The organism is Halomonas beimenensis (assembly GCF_002549795.1).
Lineage (GTDB): Bacteria > Pseudomonadota > Gammaproteobacteria > Pseudomonadales > Halomonadaceae > Halomonas > Halomonas beimenensis.
Genome location: NZ_CP021435.1, coordinates 2,733,759 through 2,754,717, shown reverse-complemented (window position 1 = coordinate 2,754,717; position 20,959 = coordinate 2,733,759). Strand labels below are relative to the sequence as shown.

Sequence of the window (20,959 nt, the reverse complement as noted above, 5' to 3'; positions counted from 1 at the left end):
TGTCCTATGCGGTGAATGGGGCGCCGCGGGGTGACCGCGGCGCTGGCCGGTTCAGGCCCCGAGGGCGATGAAGAAGCCGGCGATGGTGGCGGACATCAGGTTGGAGAGGGTCCCGGCCAGCACGGCCTTGAGGCCGAAGCGGGCGATGTCGTGGCGCCGGGTCGGCGCGATGCTGCCCAGGCCGCCGAGCAGGATGGCGATGGACGAGAGGTTGGCGAAGCCGCACAGGGCGAAGGACAGGATCGCCATGGTGTGGGCGGACATCGCCTGACCGGTGGCGGCCACCACCTGCTCGCCGTCGATGTAGGGCGCCAGGTTGATATAGGCCACGAACTCGTTCACTACCAGCTTCTGGCCGATGAAGGAGCCGGCCAGCGTCGCCTCCTCCCAGGGGACGCCGAGCAGGAAGGCCAGGGGGGCGAAGACCCAGCCGAGGATCATCTCCAGGCTCAGCGACTCGACCCCGAACCAGCCGCCGACCCCGCCGAGGATGCCGTTGAGCAGGGCGATCAGGCCGATGAAGGCCAGCAGCATGGCGCCCACGTTGGCGGCCAGGTTGAGGCCCGAGGAGGCGCCGGCGGCGGCGGCGTCCAGGACGTTGCTGGGGTGGTGCTCCTCGGCGTCGAGGCGTTCCTCTGCCTCGGCCATGTCATCGGCCGGGGTCTCGGTCTCGGGCATCAGCAGCTTGGCGAACAGTAGGCCCCCGGGAGCGGCCATGAAGGAGGCCGCCACCAGGTACTCCATGGGGATGCCCAGGGCCGCGTAGCCGGCCAGCACCGAGCCGGCCACCGAGGCCAGGCCGCCGCACATCACCGCGAACAGCTGCGAGGGCGTCATGCGGGCGATGAAGGGCCGCACCACCAGCGGCGCCTCGGTCTGGCCGACGAAGATGTTGGCGGTGGCCGACAGCGATTCGGTGCGCGAGGTGCCCAGTGCCTTCTGCAGGGCGCCACCGAGGATCCGGATCACCCACTGCATGATGCCCAGGTAGTAGAGCACCGCGGTCAGCGAGGAGAAGAAGATGATGACCGGCAGCACCTTGATGGCGAAGACGAAGCCGGTGGCCTCCACGTTGGCCAGGCCGCCGAACAGGAAGTCGATGCCGTCGTTGGCATAGAGCACCACCTGGCTCACGGCGTCGGAAACGCTCTTGAGCACCACCTGGCCGGCGGGCACGTAGAGCACGAAGGCGCCGAGGCCGGCCTGGATGGCGAAGGCGCCCCCCACGGTGCGCAGGCGGATGGCGCGACGGTTGGTGGAGAAGATCAGGGCGATGGCGATCAGGGTTGCCATGCCGACGAGGCTCATTATTGGTGTCATGGGAATCGATCCTGGGGCATCGGGGCGGCCGGAGGCCAGGGGTGAATGGGCGAGTGAAAATTGTATCACCCGATGTTATTTTTTTAACATTCCTGGCAAAGAGAAATAGCCAATGAACGAGCGCAGTGCAAGGCGCCTGGCCCGGATCGGCGAGGCCCTGGCCCAGGGGGGGAGCCTGCGGCTGGCCGAGGCGGCGGCGCTGTGCGGCGTCTCGGAGATGACCATTCGGCGGGATCTGGCGGCCTCCGACGGCGAGCTGGTGCTGATCGGCGGCCACCTGATGCGCGCCGACGACCCGCGTCACGGCTCCGTCTACGACCTGGCCGTCCAGCGCGATCGGCATGCCGCCGCCAAGCGGCGGTTGTGCGAGCGGGCCCTGGCGATGCTGGCCCCGGACGACACCCTCTTCATCGACTGTGGCACCACCCTGATGCCGCTGGCGGCGAGCCTCCCCGAGGATCTCTCGCTGACGGTGGTGACCTATGCCCTCAACGTGGCCGAGGCGGTCAGCGAGCGTCCCGGTGTGCGGCTGTGGCTGCTGGGCGGGGTCTATCACGCCTCGTCGCGCTCCTTCGCCAGCGACGACATGCCGGCCGCCATCCGGCGGCTCGGCATCAACAAGGCCTTCCTGTCGGCGGCGGGAGTGCACCCGCGCCAGGGGCTCAGCTGCTTCCACTTCCACGAGGTGGCCCCCAAGCAGGCCGCCATCGCCACGGCCGAGCGCCGCGTGCTGGTGGTGGACGCCAGCAAGCATGGCCTGGTACGGCCGGCCCGCTTCGGCGGGCTCGAGGACATCGACGAGGTCATCACCGAGGACGGGGCACCCGGTTGACACCCCTTTGTCGCCGGCGGTGTCAGGGCTGCCACGCCGCCGCCTCGATGGGGCTGTGTCGCGCGATGAAGCGCTTGAGCACCTCGGCATCGGTCACGCCCGTATCGACGAAACGGGGATGGTCGCTGAGCGGGGGATAGCCGTCGCCCCCGGCGGCCGAGTAGGTGTTCAGGGCCAGGCGATAGGTGCCGGAGGCCTCGACGCGGGTCTCGCCGTTGCCGTACACCACCAGGTCGCGGAGCTCGCCATCCTTCACCGCGAAGCTGACCTGGCCGAACTGCACATAGGCCCCGGAGTCGGTCGGCATGGCGGTCAGGGTCTCCAGGTAAGCCTGCAGTTCGCGGCCGCTCAGGTCCACGTAGGCCACGCGATTGCCGAAGGGTTGGACCTGGAGGATGTCCCGGTAGGTCACCGGACCCTCGGGCAGGCCGTGGCGGATGCCGCCCGAGTTGACGATCGCCAGGTCGGCGCCGGTCGCCGTGGCCTGGGCGGTGGCGATCAGCCGGCCCAGGTTGGTCTGCTCGAAGCGTACCCGGTCACGGTCGCCCTCCAGCCGGCCTCGCACTTGGCCGACGGGCTCTTCCAGTCGGCGTTGGCCCTTCTCCTGGAAGGGCGCCAGCAGGGCCAGCATGGCGTCATCCTCGGGGATCCGCGCGTCGGCCAGCCGCCGAGGCGGGCCGCCGTCGGCCCGAACGTCCCTCAGCAGGTTGACGGGCAGCAGGCGATAGCGCTCCAGGTCGAGCTCGCCGTCCCGGTAGACCAGGTCGGCGCGTCCCACGTACTTGCCCCATTCATGGGCCTGCACGATGAGCGTGCCGTTCTTCACGTCGGGGACGCAGGCATCCCCAGGAACGAAGTCCTCATCCATGCGATTCTCGGCGGCCATGCACACCGGTTCCTGGGAGTGGCCGCCCACCACCAGGTCGATGCCGGGCACGCGCCGGGCGAGGGTGACGTCGCCCGGTGCATTGGCGCCGTGCCGGGCGTCGGCATAGTGGCCCATATGGGTGACGGCGATGACGAGGTCGGCGCGCTCCCGTAGCTCGGGGACGAGCTTGGCCGCCTCCTCGACGGGGTCGCGAAACTCGATATCGGCCAGATACTCGGGGTTGCCGATGACCGCCGTGTCGTCCGTGGTCAGGCCGAGGACGGCGACCTCGAGCCCCTCCAGCTCGAAGAGCTCATAGGCGGGAAAGAGGCGCTGCCCCGTGGATCGCCGATAGATGTTGGCCGACAGCAGCGGGAAGTCGGCCCAGGCCTCCTGCCGGCGCAGCACCGCCAGGGGGTTGTCGAACTCATGGTTGCCGACGGCCATGGCGTCGTAGCCCAGCAGGTTCATGCCCTTGAAATCGGGCTCGGCATCCAGCAGGTCGGACTCGGGGACGCCGGTATTGATGTCGCCACCCGAGAGCAGCAGCGACCGTCCGCCTTCGGCCTCGACTTCGCTCCGGAGGCGGTCGACCAGTGTCTTGCGGGCCGCCATGCCGTATTCGTCCCGGGCGTTGCGCCAGAAACGGCCGTGATGATCGTTGGTATGCAGGATGGTGAGGCGGTACGTCGTCTCCGGTGCCGGCGTCGCACAGCCGCCGAGCAGTAGCAGCATGCCCGCGAGCAGGGCGCGGCTCCCTATCGTGTGACGCATCGAGGACTCCTTTCGATCGGTAGCGGCAAGCCGGCACCTGCCTCGTGCCGGCTCGCGGAGATGGACGCCGGGCAGCATGGCGTCCCCAGGCCGCCCGGCGTTCTTGGCGGCATCAGGCCAAGGAGAGGAAGAAGCCGGCGAGGGAGGCCGACATGAGGTTGGAGAGGGTGCCGGCGAGCATCGCCTTGAGGCCCAGTCGGGCGATGTCGTGGCGGCGGCTCGGCGCGATGCTGCCCAGGCCACCGAGCAGGATGGCGATGGACGACAGGTTGGCGAAGCCGCACAGGGCGAAGGACAGGATCGCCTTGGTATGGGGCGTCATCGCCTCGCCGGTGGCGGCCACCACCTGCTCGCCGTCGATGTAGGGCGCCAGATTGATATAGGCCACGAACTCGTTGACCACCAGCTTCTGGCCGATGAAGGAGCCGGCCAGGGTCGCCTCTTCCCAGGGCACGCCGAGCAGGAAGGCGAGCGGGGCGAAGAGCCAGCCGAGGATCAGCTCCAGGCTCAGCGACTCCATGCCGAACCAGCCGCCGACCCCGCCGAGGATGCCGTTGAACAGGGCGATCAGGCCGATGAAGGCCAGCAGCATGGCGCCGACGTTGGCGGCCAGGTTGAGGCCCGAGGAGGCCCCGGCCGCCGCGGCATCCAGCACATTGGTCAGGTGGTCCTCCTCCGCTTCCAGGCGCTTCTCGGCGGCGGAGACGCTGTCCTCCGGCGTCTCGGTCTCGGGCAGGAGCAGCTTGGCGAACAGCAGGCCGCCCGGGGCGGCCATGAAGGAGGCCGCCACCAGGTACTCCATGGGAATCCCCAGTGCTGCGTAGCCGGCCAGTACCGAGCCAGCCACCGAGGCCAGGCCGCCGCACATCACCGCGAACAGCTGCGACCGGGTCATGCGGGCGATGAAGGGCCGCACCACCAGGGGCGCCTCTGTCTGGCCGACGAAGATGTTGGCGGTGGCCGACAGCGACTCGGTGCGCGAGGTGCCGAGCGCCTTCTGCAGGGCGCCGCCGAGGAGGCGGATCACCCATTGCATGATGCCCAGGTAGTAGAGCACGGCGGTGAGCGAGGAGAAGAAGACGATCACCGGCAGCACCTTGATGGCGAAGACGAAGCCGGTGGCCTCCACGTCGGCCAGGCCGCCGAACAGGAAGCCGATGCCGTCGTTGGCATAGGCCACCACCTGGCTGACGGCATCGGAGACGGTGGCGAGCACCGCCTGGCCGGTAGGCACGTAGAGCACGAAGGCGCCGAGGCCGGCCTGGATGGCGAAGGCGCCGCCCACGGTGCGCAGGCGGATGGCGCGACGGTTCGAGGAGAAGAGCAAGGCGATGAGGATGAGCGTCGTCATCCCGATCAGGCTCATGGTGATGTCCATTAGGGTGCCCTCATGATCCGGGAGAATGACGCCGTTACAGGAAGTTGAGCTTGAGCGAGTAGATCAGGGCGTTCTGGTAGGCGCCCGGGGTGCCCAGCTTCTCGTCTGCGTAGCGGTACTGGACGCCGGTGGTGATCGTCTCCACGGGGTGCCACCACAGGGCCACGGCGCCGTTGGTGCCGGTGCTGCCGGCCTTCTCGCCGACGAAGTTCTGCGTCAGGTAGGCGTCGTCCCGGGCGAAGGTCTGCTCGTGCCAGTTGGTCAGGCTCAGCCTCTGGCCCAGGGCGTGGAAATCGTAGCCGGCGACCCAGCCGCCGATATAGCCGTTCATGCCGGTATAGCCGCTGCTCTGCACCCGGGCGGGCCCGAGGAAGGGCTTGATCCACAGGCCATTGGCGAAGGTGTGGCGATAGCCCAGGCCGAGGACCTGGTCCTGCTCGCGGACATCGAAGCCGTGGTCCCGGAAGTCATAGACATGGGCATAGAGCGAGAAGGGGGAGTCGCCGAGGTAGAAGTGCGACGTCACCTTGGCGGCGGTGCGGAAATTGTCCTTGCCGCCGCTGCGTTCGTCGAAGCTGCCATGGTTGGGGTTCTCGGCGTCGAAGAAGCCGTAGAGCTCGCCCCAGTCGAAGCCGGCGCCCCCCTCCAGCTCCAGGTAGACGAAGTCGCTCTTGGCGGCATTGGTGGCGGTGCGCTCCTCGGTGCCCCCGGACCAGTCGAGGTAGTTGACCGAGGCATTGGCGAACGACCAGTTCGGGGTCAGGGCATCGGCCTGGGCGATGGGGGCGAGACCGGCCAGCAGGGAGGCGATGGTCAGGGGCAGGCGGCGTGCAGGGTAAGACATGGGATCCTCGTGTTGTCGTTGTGCTTGGTGATGGTGTCGGAAGGGCCGGTCGGGTCGACCGGCCGGGAGAAGCGTCAGTCGACCAGACGCAGCAGCTCGTCGAAGGCGCGCTCGAAGGCCGCGAGCCCCTCCCGTTGGAGTCGCTCGCCGACGTCATCGAGATCGATGCCCAAGGCCTTCAGCTCGGCCAACCGCTCGCGGGCCTCGTCGAGGCCGGCGGTCAGCGTTTCGGCCGCCTCGCCGTGGTCGGCGAAGGCCGCCAGGGTGGCATCGGGCACGGTGTTGACGGTGTCGGGGCCGATCAGCTCTTCCACGTAGAGGACGTCGGAATAGGCCGGATTCTTGGTGCCCGTGCTGGCCCACAGGCAGCTCTGGGGCCGGGCGCCGGCCGCGCGCAGCGTGGCGAAGGCCTCGTCGCCGAAGACCTCCCGCCAGCGGGCATAGGCGGTCTTGGCCGAGGCGACGGCGATCCGGCCGCGCAGGTGGGCGGCGGACTCCGGCAGCTGGCCATCGATCAGGGTGTCCACCCGGCTGAGGAAGAAGCTCGCCACCGCGTGGATGTGGTCGACCGGCTGGCCGGCGGCATGACGGGCGGCCAACCCGTCCCGGTAGGCGGTGAAGACGTCGTCCAGGTGCCGCGGCGAGAACATCAGGGTGACGTTGACGTTGAGGCCGGCGGCGATGGCGTCGCGGATGGCCGGCAGGCAGGCCCGGGTGGCCGGGATCTTGATCATGGCGTTGGGCCGGTCGATGGCGGCCCAGAGGCGCTCGGCGGCGGCCAGGGTGCCTGCCGCGTCCTGGGCCAGGTGCGGCGAGACCTCGAAGCTGACGTAACCCTGATCGCCGCCGGTGGCCTCGTAGCGGGGTCGCAGGAGGTCGCAGGCCGCGCGGATATCGGGCAGCACCAGGGCCTCGAAGCGCCGTTCGGGGTCGGGCTCCTGGTCGCGCAGGCGCGCCAGGTCGTCCTGGTAGAGCGGGTCCTCGGCGATGGCCTTGTGGAAGATCGTCGGATTCGAGGTGACGCCGGCGATGGCGTCCTCCTCGAGCCAGCGCTCGAGGCGACCGCTCTCCAGCAGCCGGCGCGACAGGTTGTCCAGCCAGACCTGCTGCCCGAAGTCGACGATGCGGCGAAGACGACTCATGAGAAAACCTCCTGGGATGCGCGGGTGGTGGCCAGCAGTTGGCTGGCCCGTTCGGTCACGACCTCGGCGGTGAGGCCGAAGTGGCGGTAGAGCTCGTCGGCGGGGGCCGACTCGCCGAAGGTGTCGAGCCCCACGACATCGCCATCGAGGCCCACGTACTTCCGCCAGTAGTCGGTCACCCCGGCCTCGACCGCCAGGCGGGGCACTCGGGGCGGCAGCACGGCGTCGCGGTAGTCGCGGGGCTGGCGGTCGAAGACGAAGGTGGAGGGCAGCGACACCACCCGGGCCCGGAGGCCCCGGGCGGCCAGGCGCTCCCGGGCCGCGACGGCCAGTTCGACCTCCGAGCCGGTAGCGATCAGCACGAGATCCAGCGCGCCCGTCTCGCGGGCGAGCACGTAGCCGCCGCGGCGGATGTCGGCCAGCTGCCGGGCATCGCGCGGTTGGGCGGGCAGCGCCTGGCGGCTGAGGATCAGGCTGGTGGGAGTGTCGGCGTGCTCCAGGGCGACCTGCCAGGCCACCTGGGTCTCCACGGCATCGCAGGGTCGCCAGACGTCCATGTTGGGCATCAGGCGCAGGCTGGCGGTCTGTTCCACCGGCTGGTGGGTGGGGCCGTCCTCGCCAAGGCCAATGGAATCGTGAGTGAACACGAAGATGGGGTTGATCTTCATCAAGGCGGCCATGCGCAGGGCATTGCGGGCGTATTCCGAGAACATCAGGAAGGTCCCGCCGAATGGCCGGATGCCGCCATGCAGGGTCAGGCCGTTCATGATCGCGGCCATGCCGAACTCGCGTACGCCGTAGTGCACATAGTTGCCGCCGCCGTCGCGAGTGAGGGGGCGGGCCTGGTCCCACAGCGTGAGGTTGGAGCCGGCCAGGTCGGCCGAGCCGCCGAGGAGTTCCGGCAGTTGGGGGGCGAAGGCCTGGATCGCCTGCTGGCTGGCCTTGCGGGTGGCGAGCGTCTCCGAATGCTCGGCGACGGCCTCGAGGTGGCGCTGGGCCAGGATCGCGAAGTCTTCCGGCAGGGCGCCGGCGAGCCGGCGCTCGAACTCCGCGGCGGCCTGGGGATGGGCCTCGGCGTAGCGCGCGAAGCGTTCCCGCCAGGCGGCCTCGTCACGGGCGCCGCGTTCCCGGGCGCTCCACTCCGCGGCGACGGCCTCGGGGATCTCGAAGGGGGAGTGGGACCAGCCCAGGGCCTTGCGGGTGGCCCGGATCTCGTCCTCGCCCAGCGGAGCGCCATGGCTGTCGTGGCTGCCCTGCTTGGTGGGGGCGCCCTTGCCGATCAACGTCCGGCAGGCGATCAGGGTGGGGCGGTCGTCGGCCTTCGCCCGAGTGATGGCGGCGTCGACTTCAGCGACGTCATGGCCGTCGACGCCGTCGATCACCTGCCAGCCGTAGGCCTCGAAGCGCTTCCCGGTGTCGTCGGTGAACCAGCCCTCGACCTCTCCGTCGATGGAGATGCCGTTGTCGTCGTAGAGCACGATCAGCTTGCCGAGGCCCAGGGTGCCGGCCAGGGAGGCGGCCTCGTGGCTGATGCCCTCCATCAGGCAGCCGTCGCCCACGAAGGCGTAGGTGTGGTGGTCGACGATGGGCAGGCCGTCGCGGTTGAATTCCTCGGCGAGCTGTCTCTCGGCGAGGGCCATGCCCACCGCGTTGGCCAGGCCCTGGCCGAGCGGCCCCGTGGTGGTCTCGACGCCGGGGGTATAGCCGACCTCGGGATGGCCCGGCGTCCTGCTGCCCAGGCGGCGGAAGCGTGCCAGGTCGTCGGTGGCGACGTCGTAACCGGTCAGGTGCAGCAGGGCGTAGAGCAGCATGGAGCCATGGCCGTTGCTGAGCACGAAGCGGTCGCGGTCGGGCCAGTCGGGGTTGGCGGGATTGTGGCGCAGGTGGCCGTGCCAGAGGGCGACGGAGATCTCGGCCATGCCCATGGGCATGCCGGGGTGGCCGGAGCCGGCGCGCTGCACGGCGTCCATGGACAGGACGCGCAGTGCGTTGGCGAGGGTATCGGTGTCGGGCGTTGTCATTATCGAAGCATCCAGCGTGTCGGTGATCGAGTCGGGCCGGGGAGGCGCCCCTCAGGCGTCTTCCGCGCGGCCGGGGGCGATGAAGGTGTCCATGAACAGCCGCATGAGGCGCGGGCCGTCGACGTCCACGCAGACCCGTTGTGACGGCAGGCCGTCCCAGGCGGTGGGGGGGAAGTCCCGGTCGTCGGGGCGCTGGATGGTCTGGCCCATGGCAAGGCCGTCGCCTACGGCACGCACCGGTCCCTGGCGGACCTCGAACAGGCTCGGGTCGAGGACATAGGCCACTGCGCTGGAGTCGTGGACATAGCAGCCGTCGATGGCCTCGCGCTCCGAGTAGAAGTCCACGTAGTGGCGCGAGATCGACCACATGAAGTCGCCATCCTCGCCGCCAAGCTCGCGCAGCCGCCGGAAGTCGGCGTCGGTCATCAGCACCCGATGGGTGACGTCCAGGCCGACCACGGTGACCGGCCAGGCGGCGGTGAAGACGAGGTCGGCGGCATGGGGGTCGCCGTGGATGTTGGCCTCGGCCACGGGGGTGATGTTGCCGCCCTGGCCGCCGACTCCGAAGGCGCCGCCCATGACCACGACCTCCTTGACCAGGGGGGCGATCTCCGGGGCCTCCTTGAGCGCCAGGGCCAGGTTGGTCAGGGGGCCGACCGCGATCAGGGTGATCTCGCCGGGGTGGCGGCGCACCGTGTCGATGATCAGGCGGTAGGCCGGGCGGGGGTCGGGCCGGCGGGTCGGCTCGAAGGTCAGGCCGACGTTGCCGAGGCCGTCGTCGCCATGCACGAAGGTCGGCGGCGGTGACTTGGGCATCACCAGGGGCTCGGCGGCGCCGCGGGCGATGGGCGTCTCCAGGCCGAAGTGCTCGCCCAGGTAGAGGGCGTTGCGGGTGGTGGTGTCGGTTCGGGCATTGCCGTGCACCGTGGTGATACCCATCAGCTCGATGGCCGGATGGCGATGCAGGAACAGCAGCGCCATGGCGTCGTCGACGCCCGGGTCGGTGTCGAAGAGTACCTTGATCGGCGATGTCCGGTCGCCGGGATGTGCGCTGGTCATGAGGGTTCTCCTTCAGGAATGCGCGGGGGGAAGGATTTCGTCGTGCCGGGGGATCGATGCCTGGGCACCGGCCCGGGTGACCGCGATGGCCGCCGCGGCTTGACCGTAGCGGATGGCCGCCTCGATGCCCTCGCCGCGCGACAGCGCCGCGGCGAAGGCGCCGACGAAGGTGTCGCCGGCCGCCGTGGTGTCCATGGCCGTCACCGGCCGCGCGGCATAGTGATGCAGGCGGTCGTCGACCGCCGCGACCACCCCCTGGGCGCCCAGGGTGATCAGTACCTGGCGGCAGCCCGCCTTACGTAGGCATTGCACGGCCCGGGCGGCCTCGTCGGGATGGGTGACGGTCTGCCCGGAGAGGGCCGCGGCCTCGGACTCGTTGACCACCAACCAGTCGACCAACGCCAGGAGGTCGCGGGGCAGCGACATGGCGGGGGCGGCATTGAGCAGGGTGAGGCAGCCATGGTGGCGGGCCCGTTCGAGGGCGTGGCGCACCGTCGCCAGGGGGGTCTCCAGCTGGCAGATCACCAGTCGGGCCGAGGCCAGCAGGGCGTCGCAGCCCTCCACGTCCGCGGGGGTCAGTTCGCCGTTGCTGCCGGGGGTGACCACGATGCTGTTGCGGCTGTCGTCGTCCACCTGGATCACGGCCACGCCAGTCGGCTGCTCCCCACACCGTCGTATCCCCTGGCAGTGGATCCCCTCGCGCTCGAGGCCATCCCGCAAGGCATGGCCATAGTCGTCGTCGCCGACGCAGCCGACCATCGCCGTCGCGGTGCCCAGCCGGGCGAGCGCCACGGCCTGGTTGGCGCCCTTGCCGCCGGCGGTGGTGGTGAAGCCATGACCGGTCAGGGTCTCGCCGGGCTGTGGCAGCCGCGGGGTTCGCACCACCAGGTCCATGTTCAGGCTGCCGACGACGACCACGTCGGCGGGCACGGTCGGCGCCGTGTCATGAGGTTGAGTCGAGGGGGGAAGAGTCAAAGCGGTCACCCTGAGGTTGTCTGGATCGAGAGACGACGGTCGCGACGCCTTGGGTGGCAGCGCCCCTTCGGCCATGGCCGGCCGGAGCCGGTGCCGAGGCGGTCGGGCCGATCGCGAGTTGGCTCGGCATCGCGTCGAGCCACGGCTGGGCGGCCGAGGCGGAAGGGCGTTGGCCTCCGTCGTGGCGGTGGCGAGCGTCCGGGGATGAAGCGTCCATCGTGGTGTTCCTGGCTTGGCTGTCGTTGTTTTTTCACCACCCTATTCAAAGGAAAACGTTTGCGCAATCGTTTTTCTGAAGAGTTTTGCCTAGAATGATCGACAAACAGCCCATCCTGGAGCATCGTCCCGGGGCCACGGGCGAGGCGGTATCGCCCCGGCGACCCTGAGGCCTCGTCATGGGTTCCCGCTTTCCTACATTTAGATAAATCAATGGGTTATTATCGACGGGCAGTTGGGCGCCGCCCCTTGCCCACCACGGGCGACGCTGCGAACGGCCCGTGGGGGCCGGGGGAGGAGGCGCGGCGAGCGTTCAGGGCCAGGGGTGAGGCGCTCGATGACATGACCGGGCAAGAGGGGGAGCCGTGATGGCGGGAGCAAGGCGATGGTGACGATCACCGATGTGGCGAAGGCGGCGGGAGTCTCCGTTTCCACCGTCTCCCATGTGCTCAACGGGACGCGCTTCGTCAAGGAGGAGACGCGGGCGAGGGTGAGGGCGGCGGTCGAGCGGCTCGACTACACCCCGAGCAGCTCGGCGCAGTCCCTGAAGAAGCACATGACCCATACGGTGGGGATGCTGGTGACCAGCTCGGCCAACCCCTATTTCGCGGAGGTGGTGTCCCGGCTCGAGTCGTCGCTCTATGCCGCCGGCTTTAACCTGATGTTGTGCAACTCGGGGCGGGACATCGACAAGCAGCGCAGCTATATCCGCACGCTCAAGGGGAAGCGCATCGATGGCCTGCTGGTCCTGGAATCCGTGATGTCCCCGGCCTATCGTGAGCTGCTGGCGTCCTGCCCCTTTCCGGTCGTGCTGCTGGACATGGAGGCACCGGGACTGGCGAGCGTCAGCGACGATTCGGAGCAGGGCGGCTATCTGGCGACATCGCATATGATCGCGCAGGGGCATCGGGCGATCGGCTGCATCACGGGACCGGCCGAGCATCATCAGTCGTCCCGGCGCTATCGCGGCTTCAGCCGTGCCCTGAGGGAGGCCGGCATCGCCCTCGACCCCGACTGGGTCTTTCCCGGCAACCTGGAGGTCGATGGCGGGGAAGCCGCCATTCGCCGGCTGTGCCGGGGCGAGCGCCGCCCCACCGCCCTCTTCGCCTTCAATGACCTGTCAGCGCTCGGGGCCATCAGTCAGGCCACCCGCCAGGGGCTCAGCGTGCCCGACGACCTCTCGGTCATCGGTTATGACGACATCGAGATCGCCCGCCTGCTCATCCCTGCCCTGACCACCGTTCGCCAGCAGACCGACACCATGTGTCGCGAGGCCTGCCGGCTGATAACCTCGGCCATCGCCGCCAGGGTACCGGTGTCCGAGCACCTGCGGATCCCGCCGGAACTCATCGTCCGCGATTCCGTGAAGCCCCCCCCGGGCTGACGACGTCGGGACCGGAGCCGAGCCTCCGATGGCCGAGGCGTCGCGCCATCGTATTGAGGACCATTGCATTATGCCGGGCACACGCCACCTAGACGGGGCTTGCCCGTGTCACGTCGATGCGCGAAGAACCCGAGGCACGGGCCATGGCGGCTGAATGCCGGACTCGGCTTGCCCGGGATCAAGGCCTCGTGCCTGGGGGCTTGCTATGGTGTAGAGGAGGCCGCCGAGGAAGGTGGCCGCATTCTGATTCCCGTTTCCCAGGAGGATGTCCCATGCGCGCCGCAGACGTCATGACGCCCAATGTCATCACCGTGTCCCCCGACAGCGAGGTTCGCGAGATCGCGAGCCTCTTGCTCGAGCATGGCATCAGCGCGGTGCCGGTCGTCGACGGCCAGGATCACCTGCTGGGCATCGTCAGCGAGGGCGACCTGATCCGCCGCATCGAGAACGAGGACGAGGGCGCGCGCTCCTGGTGGCTGCGGCTGTTCTCCACCGGCGACGAGGCCGCCGACTACGTGCGTACCCATGGTCGCCTGGCGGGCGAGATCATGACGCCTAACCCGATCACCGTGGACGAGGACGCTCCCCTGCACGAGATCGCGCAACTGCTGGAGAAACGCCGCATCAAGCGGGTGCCGGTGGTCCGGGAGGGCCGTGTGGTGGGGATCGTCAGCCGCTCCAACCTGCTGCGTGGTTTCTCCGTGGAGGCACCGGCGACCCAGGCCAGCGGCGACGACCGCGAGATTCGCGACGCCATCCTCCAGGAGGTCGACAAGCACACCGGGGTGATGGTGGAGCGGCTCAACGTCATCGTCGCCGAGGGCAAGGTGCAGCTGTGGGGCTTGGTGGACAGCAAGGAGCAGCGTTGGGCCGTCCAGGTGGCCGCCGAGAACACCCCGGGGGTCAAGGCGGTGGAGAACAACCTGGGGTTCCTGCCCAGGGGCATGGGCGGCGTCTGAGTCGCCATCACCGAGTCACGAAAAGGGCGGCCCAAGGGCCGCCCTTTTCAGTGGTGCGTCATGCCGATCAGGCTCACTCGTCGGTGGTCTCGATGCGGGTGATCGCTTCCTGCAGGTGCTCGAGGGTGCGATCGATGTGGTGCAGCTTGTCGAGGCCGAACAGGCCGATACGGAAGGTGCGGAAGTCGTCGCCCTCGTCGCACATCAGGGGCACACCGGTGGCCACCTGCAGGCCCGCCGCGGCGAACTTGACCGCGATGTCCGGGTCGCGGGTGTAGCTCACCACCACGCCCGGGGCCTCGAAGCCCGGGGCGGCGACGCTCGGGTAGCCGTGCTCGGCGAGCAGCTCGCGGACCCGGCGGCCCAGCTCGAGCTGCTCGTCGCGGACCTTCTCCAGGCCGTAATCCTCGGTCTCGGCCATGACGTCGCGCAGGGTGCGCAGGCCGTCGGTGGGCATGGTGGCGTGATAGGCATGGCCGCCCGCCTCGTAGGTCTCCATGATCGACAGCCACTTCTTGAGATCGCAGGCGAAGCTCGAGCTCTCGGTCTCCTCGATGATGTCCCGGGCCAGCCGCGAGAGCATCACCATGCCGCAGCAGGGGGAGCCGCTCCAGCCCTTCTGGGGGGCGCTGATCAGGATGTCCACGCCGGTGTCCTGCATGTCGACCCAGTCGGTGCCCGAGGCGATGCAGTCCAGCACCATCAGGCCGTTCTCCTCGTGGATGGCCTCGCTGATGCGGCGGATGTAATCGTCCGGCAGCTTGATGCCCGAGGCGGTCTCCACGTGAGGCGCGAAGACCAGGTCGGGCCTCTGGTCCTGGATGGCCTCGATCACCTCCTCGACGGGCGGCGGGGCGAAGGGGGACATCGGGTCATCGTCGTCCAGCCGGCGCGCCTTGCGCACGTAGAGGTCCGAAGGGATCTGGCCCCGTTCGAGGATCTGGCTCCAGCGATAGCTGAACCAGCCGTTGCGGATCACCAGGCAGCGCCGGTCGGTGGCGTACTGGCGGGCCACCGCTTCCATGCCATAGGTACCGCTGCCGGGCACGATGACGGCGGAATGCGCGCGATAGACCCGCTTCAGGGAGGCGGAGACGTCGCGCATCACTTCCTGGAAACTCTTCGACATGTGGTTGAGGGAACGGTCCGTGTAGACCACCGAGTACTCGAGCAGTCCATCGGGGTCGACATCGGGTAACAAACCGGCCATTGCAGTCTCCCTGTTGCGGTGCGGGCCTACGGTCGATGGCTTCGAGGATATGCGGAATCCGCGGCGCAGGCCAGTGTGAGGGCACCCCGGGGCGTATCTGCAGCCCGGTGCCGCCCCCTCAGTGGTCCGCCGTCGCCAGCTCCTCGGCCTCGGGAACCGCGTCCCAGCTGATGTCGGCGATGGCCTGGGCCGCGCGTTGCAGGGCCGGCAGGCAGGCCAGGGCCTTCTCCCGGGTCATGCGCATCACCGGCGCCTGGATGGCCAGGCCGACGTTCGAGGGGCCCTCGGGGTGGGGCGCCAGCACCGCGATGCACAGCAGACCGGGCAGGAACTCCTCGTCGTCGAAGGCGTAGCCGTTGTCGCGAACGGTCTCGATCTCCGCCTCCAGCGCCGCCCGGTCGGTGAGGGTGTTGGGCGTGAACGCCTTCAGCGGCGTCTGATCCAGCAGCCGCTTGCGTTGGGCGGGCGCCATCTGGGCCAGGAACAGCTTGCCGCTGGCGGAGCAATGCACCGGTACCCGCGAGCCGGGATGCAGGTAGAAGCGCAGCGGGGCCGAGGTCTCCACCCGGTCCAGGTACAGCACCTCGCCCCCCGACAGGGCGGTGATGTTGCAGCTTTCCCCGACCTCCTCGACCAGCTCGGACAACACCGCGTGGCGGGCCCCGTGGACGGTGTCATGAAGCAGCAGGTTCTCGGCGAGCCGCCGCAGCCGGTTGCCCTTGCTGTAGTGGCGCCCATCGGCCTCGCGCTGCAGCATGCCGGACGACTCCAGCTGCTGGAGCATGCGATGCAGGGTGGGCTTGGGAAGCCCCGTCTCCTCCACCATGCCCTGCAGCGTGAAGAACTGGTCCTTCCCGGCAATGACCTCGAGCAGGGCCAGCAGGCGCTGGGCCGGTGTCTCCCCCTCGAGGCGACTCATTTCGGTGCGATTGGTGGTCATGGTGCCCTCTCCCTCTTTGCCTCCAGGCTAATTCGTTCCTAAAAAGAAATCAATTTGTACCGTTTTTTGAAATTGATGTTGACGACGCACGATCCCGTGGCTAGCTTGGAGATGTGTTCCGTTTTACGGAACCAATCGTATCGTAAATGGCTATTTCCATAACAACAGCCGCTCAGCCATCCCCGGGAGGACACCCATGAGCACAGACAACACCGCAGACACCCGCCAGGTCGTGCAGGGCAAGCAGACGATGACGCCCTCGGAGGCCTTCGTGGAGACCCTGGTCGCCAACGGGGTGACCGACATGTTCGGCATCATGGGCTCGGCGTTCATGGACGCCATGGACATCTTCGCCCCGGCCGGCATCCGGCTGATCCCGGTGGTGCACGAGCAGGGCGCGGCGCACATGGCCGACGGCTATGCGCGGGTCTCGGGGCGCCACGGCACGGTGATCGGCCAGAACGGCCCGGGCATCTCCAACTGCGTGACCGGCATCGCCGCGGCCTACTGGGCGCACAGCCCGGTGGTCATCGTCACCCCCGAGGCGGGCACCACCGGCATCGGCCTGGGCGGCTTCCAGGAATGCCATCAGCTGCCGATGTTCCAGGAGTTCACCAAGTACCAGGGCCACGTGACCCACCCGGCGCGGATGGCCGAGTACACCGGTCGCTGCTTCGATCGGGCGATGTCGGAGATGGGCCCGACCCAGCTGAACATCCCGCGGGACTACTTCTACGGCGAGATCGAGTGCGAGATTCCCCAGCCGTCGCGGCTGGACCGCGGCCCGGGCGGCACCCGGACCCTGGACGAGGCGGCGGCGCTGCTGGCCGAGGCCGAGTTCCCGGTGATCGTCTCCGGGGGCGGGGTGGTGATGGCCGACGGCGTGGACGCCTGCCAGGCGCTGGCCGAGCGGCTGGGTGCGCCGGTGGTCAACAGCTACCAGCACAACGACTCCTTCCCGGCCAGCCATCCGCTGTGGTGCGGGCCGCTGGGCTACCAGGGCTCCAAGGCGGGCATGAAGCTGATCGCCCAGGCCGACGTGGTGGTGGCGCTGGGCACGCGGCTGGGGCCGTTCGGCACCCTGCCGCAGCACGGCCTGGACTACTGGCCGAAGGACGCCAAGATCATCCAGATCGACGCCGACCACAAGATGCTGGGCCTGGTGAAGAAGATCGCGGTGGGCATCTGCGGCGACGCCAGGGAAGCCGCCGAGGCGATCACCGAGCGCCTGGCGGGCCGCGAGCTCAAGTGCGACGCCAGCAAGGGGCAGCGTGCCGAGCTGATCGCCAGCGAGAAGGCGGCGTGGGAGCGCGAGCTCGACGAGTGGACCCACGAGAAGGACCCGTTCAGCCTCGACGCCATCGACGAGGCGGCCGGCGAGACGCCGTTCTCCGGCGGCGAGTACCTGCACCCGCGCCAGGTGCTGCGGGAGCTGGAGAAGGCGATGCCCGAGGACGTGATGGTGTCCACCGACATCGGCAACATCAACGCCGTGGCGCACAGCTACCTGCGCTTCGACCGGCCGCGCAGCTTCTTCGCGCCGATGAGCTTCGGCAACTGCGGCTATGCGCTGCCGACCATCATCGGCGCCAAGGTGGCGGCGCCGGAGCGTCCGGCGATCGCCTACGCCGGGGACGGCGCCTGGGGCATGAGCCTGATGGAGACCATGACCGCGGTGCGCCACAACATCCCGGTGACCGCGGTGGTGTTCCACAACCGCCAGTGGGGCGCGGAGAAGAAGAACCAGGTGGAGTTCTACAACCGTCGCTTCGTGGCCGGCGAGCTGGACAACCAGAGCTTCGCCGAGATCGGCCGGGCGATGGGCGCCGAGGGGATCACCGTGGATCGCATCGAGGACGTGGGCCCGGCGCTGAAGAAGGCGGTGGACCTGCAGATGAACGAGGGCAAGACCTGCATCCTGGAGATCATGTGCACCCGGGAGCTGGGCGACCCCTTCCGCCGCGACGCGCTGAAGAAGCCGGTGCGGCTGCTGGAGAAGTATCAGGACTACGTCTGAGGCGGCAGCCGTGGTGTGTTCCCCCCGACGATGTCGGGGGGCTTTTTTCTTCATCCCCGCCGCCCCGGGCGGCGGAGACGGGAGGCCGAATCATGAAAGCCTTGAACGAGATCCTGGCGCGCGCCCGCCGCTCGCCGCGACGGATCGTGCTCTGCGAAGGCGAGGACGAACGGGTGCTGCAGGCGGCCGTCAAGGCCGCCGAGGACGGCATCGCTCACCTCACCCTGGTGGGCAAGTGGGCGACGCTGGCCGAGCTGGCGAGATCCCGCGCCTTGAGCCTGTCGCGCCTGGAACTGATCGACCCGGACGACTCGCCGCTCACCGAGTCGCTGGCGGAGGCGCTGTTCGCGCTGCGCCGGAAGAAGGGCATGACCCGGGAAGACGCCGCGGCGGCGATCCGGGAGCCGCTGTGCTTCGCCAACATGCTGGTCCGCGAGGGCCATGCCGACGGATCCGTGGCCGGGGCGGTGCATACCACCGGAGACGTGGTGCGCAGCGCCATCCAGATCCTGGGCTTGGCCCCGGGGTGTCGTCTGGTCTCCAGCTTCTTCCTGATGATGCTGTGCCAGCCGTTCCACAGCCTCAAGGGCGGGATGATCTTCTCCGACTGCGGCCTGGTGATCGACCCGGATGCCGAGCAGCTGTCGCAGATCGCCATGGCCGCGGCGGACAGCGCCGAGGCCCTGCTGGGCGAGCAGGCGCGGGTCGCCATGCTGTCGTTCTCGACCAGCGGCAGCGCCCAGCACGGCAACGTGGAGAAGGTGGTCCAGGCGGCGCGTCGGGTGAAGGAGCGCCGCCCGGGGCTCGCCATCGACGAGGACGTGCAGCTCGATGCGGCCATCGTCGCCGAGATCGCCGAGCGCAAGCTGCCCGACTCCCAGGTCAAGGGCAACGCCAACGTGCTGATCTTCCCCGACCTGGAGGCCGGCAACATCGGCTACAAGCTGGCCGAACGGATCGGCGGCGCCGAGGCCATCGGGCCCTTGCTCCAGGGACTGGCCAAGCCGGCCAACGACCTGTCGCGGGGCTGCAGCGTCGACGACATCTACCATGTCATCGCCGTGACCACCGTCCAGGCCCAGGCCGCCGAGGCGCGGGCCGCTGCCGCGGCGGGCTGAACGCCCATGACCCTCGAGATTCCCCTCGCCTTCCTGGCCATCGCCGCCCTGGCCGGCTACTTCCAGACGGTCACCGGCTTCGGCCTGGGGATGATCGTGATGGGCGCCACCAGCGGGCTGGCGGTGGCGCCCGTGGCCTCGGTGGCGGCGGTGGTCAGCCTGATGACACTGGCCAACAGCGCGGTGGCGCTGCCAGGGAAGCTGAAGCATCTCGACATGTCGGTCATCGCGGCCACCGTCGTCGGCATCGTGCCGGCGACGGTCATCGGCGTGCTGCTGCTCGATCTCCTCAGTGCCAGTGCCGCCAGCGTGGTGCGCATCGCCCTGGGCCTGGTGGTGTGCTACGGCGGACTCAGCCTGGTGCTGCGCCCCCGCCAGCGCGAGACCCTCTCTTCCAGGATAAGCTTCTTCATCAGCGGGGTGCTCTCGGGGCTGTGCGGCGGACTCTTCGGCATCGCCGGGCCGCCGGTGATCTACCAATGCTACCGCCAACCATTGGCGCCGGTGGCGATCCGCAACATGCTGATCCTGATCTTCGCCGCGACCTCGGGCATGCGCACCCTGTTCGTGGCCCTCAAGGGGGCGCTGGATCTCGAGATCCTCACTCTCACGGCCTGGGCCATACCGGTCGTAGCGTTGGCCACCTATGCCGGGCGGCGCTGGCCGCCTCCCTTGTCCTCCCTGGCCATGCGCCGCCTGGCCTTCGTCACCCTGATGCTGATCGGGGGCGGGCTGATCCTCTCCGAGTCGACCTGAACGCCCCTATCGGCGGCAAGGGGCGCAAGGCGGTCAGCCGGCGCCCTCACGCAGCCGCCAGGCATCGGCCTCGATCGGCAGGAAGGCGGCGATCGCCGCGGTGGCGATGACGTGGGTGGTGGCATTGTCCGGGTCGTGGACGTTCAGGCCGCCGTGCACCACCTCGACCTCGGCACGGCCGCGGGGCAGCTCGGCCGCCACCACCTCGGCATCGACCCGCTCGGGGGCCTGCACGCCGATGGTCACCTGGACCCGCATCTGGCGATGGTCGATGCCCAGCGACTTGAACAGCACGATGGAGGAGTGGTGCAGGGCGTCCTGCACGGCGCGACAGGCCGCCTTGGTGTAGTCCTCGCCGTAGAGGTCGTTGCCGGTGCCCATCTCGAGGATGATGCGTCGTTCAGTCATGCGCGCGCTCCATGTCGAAGGAGACGATGACGGCGGCATTGGCGATCACGGTGGTGCCCCCGCCGCCGGGCTTGTCCACGTCGAGCCCGCCCTGGACCACCGAGATCCGCGGCTGGCCGTAGGGAAAGATGTCCAGCAGCGCCTCGGTGTCCACCGCCTCGGGCTGCTGGATGCCGATCTCGACGTCGATCAGCATGGCGTCCTTGGGAAAGCCGAAGGCGTCGGCCACGTTGAGCGAGTTGTGCCACAGGGCATCGCGGATCGCCCGGGCCGCGGCCTGGGTGTAGTCGCGGCTGCGGATCGAACTGCCCAGGCCGAACTGGTGCACCATGCGGGTCTTGGCCATGCCGGGTCTCCGTCGTCAGTCGGTGTCGTGGTGGCGGATCACGAAGTGCTTGGTGGTCGTCTCCAGCACCTCCCAGTAACCGCGAAAGCCGTCGGGAATCAGGAAGGCATCGCCGGTGCGGAAGGTGCGGGTGCCGCCGTCCTCGTCGATCAGCCGCACATGGCCCGAGAGGATATAGCAGAACTCGTCGCGATCGGTGAAGGCATGCCACTTGCCGGGAGTGCTGGTCCAGGTCCCGGCGACCATCCGGCCGTCGGGGCTCTCGAACAGCAGCGTGGATTCGTGGTGCGGGTCGCCCTCGACCACGCGGGCCGGGAGGTCGGCCAGGCGCCGCCGGGCGGTCTCGCCGGGGTCCTTGCCGAAGTGGATGGTCTTGATTGTCATGGGACTCT

The 20,959-nt window shown here is 69.0% G+C and carries 19 protein-coding genes; 6 read left to right on the top strand and 13 right to left on the bottom strand.

Annotation, left to right across the window (positions count from 1 at the left end):
* Positions 1-51: 51 nt before the first annotated feature.
* Entirely contained in the window at positions 52-1,320 is a 1,269-nt protein-coding gene (locus BEI_RS12885; RefSeq protein ID WP_097789897.1) for a NupC/NupG family nucleoside CNT transporter, read from the bottom strand.
* Between the two features lie 112 nt (positions 1,321-1,432).
* On the opposite strand from BEI_RS12885, the gene BEI_RS12880 reads away from it, so the two are divergent.
* Positions 1,433-2,152 (top strand): DeoR/GlpR family DNA-binding transcription regulator, encoded by a 720-nt coding sequence (locus BEI_RS12880; RefSeq protein WP_097789896.1) that lies wholly within the window; start codon positions 1,433-1,435, stop codon positions 2,150-2,152.
* Positions 2,153-2,174: 22 nt separating this feature from the next.
* Here BEI_RS12880 and ushA read toward each other — a convergent pair whose 3' ends face one another.
* The 7 genes from ushA to rbsK all read right to left on the bottom strand — a co-directional run bounded on the left by ushA (position 2,175) and on the right by rbsK (position 11,168).
* Entirely contained in the window at positions 2,175-3,794 is a 1,620-nt protein-coding gene (gene ushA, locus BEI_RS12875) for a bifunctional UDP-sugar hydrolase/5'-nucleotidase UshA (protein WP_097789895.1), read from the bottom strand.
* A gap of 112 nt (positions 3,795-3,906) precedes the next feature.
* Positions 3,907-5,172 carry a NupC/NupG family nucleoside CNT transporter gene (locus BEI_RS12870; protein WP_097789894.1) on the bottom strand — a complete coding sequence of 422 codons (1,266 nt, stop codon included), beginning with the start codon at positions 5,170-5,172 and terminating at the stop codon, positions 3,907-3,909.
* 34 nt (positions 5,173-5,206) lie between these two features.
* A complete protein-coding gene (locus BEI_RS12865) occupies positions 5,207-6,016 on the bottom strand; it encodes an outer membrane protein OmpK (RefSeq protein ID WP_097789893.1) in 810 nt (269 codons plus the stop codon).
* Between the two features lie 74 nt (positions 6,017-6,090).
* Positions 6,091-7,158: a transaldolase gene (tal, locus tag BEI_RS12860; RefSeq protein WP_097789892.1), complete on the bottom strand. Its 1,068-nt coding sequence runs from the start codon at positions 7,156-7,158 to the stop codon at positions 6,091-6,093.
* The gene (gene tkt, locus BEI_RS12855) at positions 7,155-9,194 is read right to left on the bottom strand and encodes a transketolase (RefSeq protein ID WP_227644705.1); all 2,040 of its coding nucleotides are present in this window, start codon (positions 9,192-9,194) and stop codon (positions 7,155-7,157) included. Before tkt ends, tal begins: the two co-directional genes overlap by 4 nt.
* 36 nt (positions 9,195-9,230) lie before the next feature.
* Positions 9,231-10,238, bottom strand: a complete 1,008-nt coding sequence (locus BEI_RS12850; RefSeq protein ID WP_097789890.1) for a nucleoside hydrolase — start codon at positions 10,236-10,238, stop codon at positions 9,231-9,233.
* A gap of 12 nt (positions 10,239-10,250) precedes the next feature.
* Positions 10,251-11,168: a ribokinase gene (gene rbsK, locus BEI_RS12845; protein WP_227644475.1), complete on the bottom strand. Its 918-nt coding sequence runs from the start codon at positions 11,166-11,168 to the stop codon at positions 10,251-10,253.
* Positions 11,169-11,814: 646 nt separating this feature from the next.
* Between rbsK and BEI_RS12840 the strand changes: the two genes are divergently transcribed.
* Together BEI_RS12840 and BEI_RS12835 are read left to right on the top strand one after the other, a co-directional pair.
* Entirely contained in the window at positions 11,815-12,813 is a 999-nt protein-coding gene (locus BEI_RS12840; RefSeq protein WP_097789888.1) for a substrate-binding domain-containing protein, read from the top strand.
* Between the two features lie 272 nt (positions 12,814-13,085).
* Positions 13,086-13,772 (top strand): CBS domain-containing protein, encoded by a 687-nt coding sequence (locus tag BEI_RS12835; RefSeq protein ID WP_097789887.1) that lies wholly within the window; start codon positions 13,086-13,088, stop codon positions 13,770-13,772.
* 73 nt (positions 13,773-13,845) lie between these two features.
* On the opposite strand, the gene BEI_RS12830 is transcribed toward BEI_RS12835, so the two are convergent.
* Together BEI_RS12830 and BEI_RS12825 are read right to left on the bottom strand one after the other, a co-directional pair.
* On the bottom strand, positions 13,846-14,982 hold the full coding sequence (locus BEI_RS12830; RefSeq protein ID WP_097789886.1) for an aminotransferase class V-fold PLP-dependent enzyme: 1,137 nt from the start codon (positions 14,980-14,982) through the stop codon (positions 13,846-13,848).
* Positions 14,983-15,100: 118 nt separating this feature from the next.
* On the bottom strand, positions 15,101-15,922 hold the full coding sequence (locus tag BEI_RS12825) for an IclR family transcriptional regulator (RefSeq protein WP_097789885.1): 822 nt from the start codon (positions 15,920-15,922) through the stop codon (positions 15,101-15,103).
* A 196-nt stretch (positions 15,923-16,118) separates the two neighbouring features.
* Between BEI_RS12825 and xsc the strand changes: the two genes are divergently transcribed.
* The 3 genes from xsc (at position 16,119) to BEI_RS12810 (ending at position 19,813) form a co-directional block, all read left to right on the top strand.
* A complete protein-coding gene (gene xsc, locus BEI_RS12820; protein ID WP_227644474.1) occupies positions 16,119-17,939 on the top strand; it encodes a sulfoacetaldehyde acetyltransferase in 1,821 nt (606 codons plus the stop codon).
* Positions 17,940-18,031: 92 nt separating this feature from the next.
* Positions 18,032-19,057 (top strand): phosphate acetyltransferase, encoded by a 1,026-nt coding sequence (gene pta, locus BEI_RS12815; protein WP_097789884.1) that lies wholly within the window; start codon positions 18,032-18,034, stop codon positions 19,055-19,057.
* 6 nt (positions 19,058-19,063) lie between these two features.
* The gene (locus BEI_RS12810) at positions 19,064-19,813 is read left to right on the top strand and encodes a TSUP family transporter (protein ID WP_097789883.1); all 750 of its coding nucleotides are present in this window, start codon (positions 19,064-19,066) and stop codon (positions 19,811-19,813) included.
* Positions 19,814-19,846: 33 nt separating this feature from the next.
* Here BEI_RS12810 and BEI_RS12805 read toward each other — a convergent pair whose 3' ends face one another.
* From BEI_RS12805 to BEI_RS12795, 3 genes are read right to left on the bottom strand one after another with little or no spacing between them, the layout of a single operon-like run.
* Complete coding sequence (locus BEI_RS12805; protein WP_097789882.1) at positions 19,847-20,221, bottom strand: Lin0512 family protein; 375 nt, start codon at positions 20,219-20,221, stop codon at positions 19,847-19,849.
* On the bottom strand, positions 20,214-20,567 hold the full coding sequence (locus BEI_RS12800) for a Lin0512 family protein (RefSeq protein WP_097789881.1): 354 nt from the start codon (positions 20,565-20,567) through the stop codon (positions 20,214-20,216). The genes BEI_RS12805 and BEI_RS12800 overlap by 8 nt, the downstream gene beginning before the upstream one ends.
* Before the next feature lie 15 nt (positions 20,568-20,582).
* Complete coding sequence (locus BEI_RS12795) at positions 20,583-20,951, bottom strand: cupin domain-containing protein (protein ID WP_097789880.1); 369 nt, start codon at positions 20,949-20,951, stop codon at positions 20,583-20,585.
* Between the last annotated feature and the right edge of the window lie 8 nt (positions 20,952-20,959).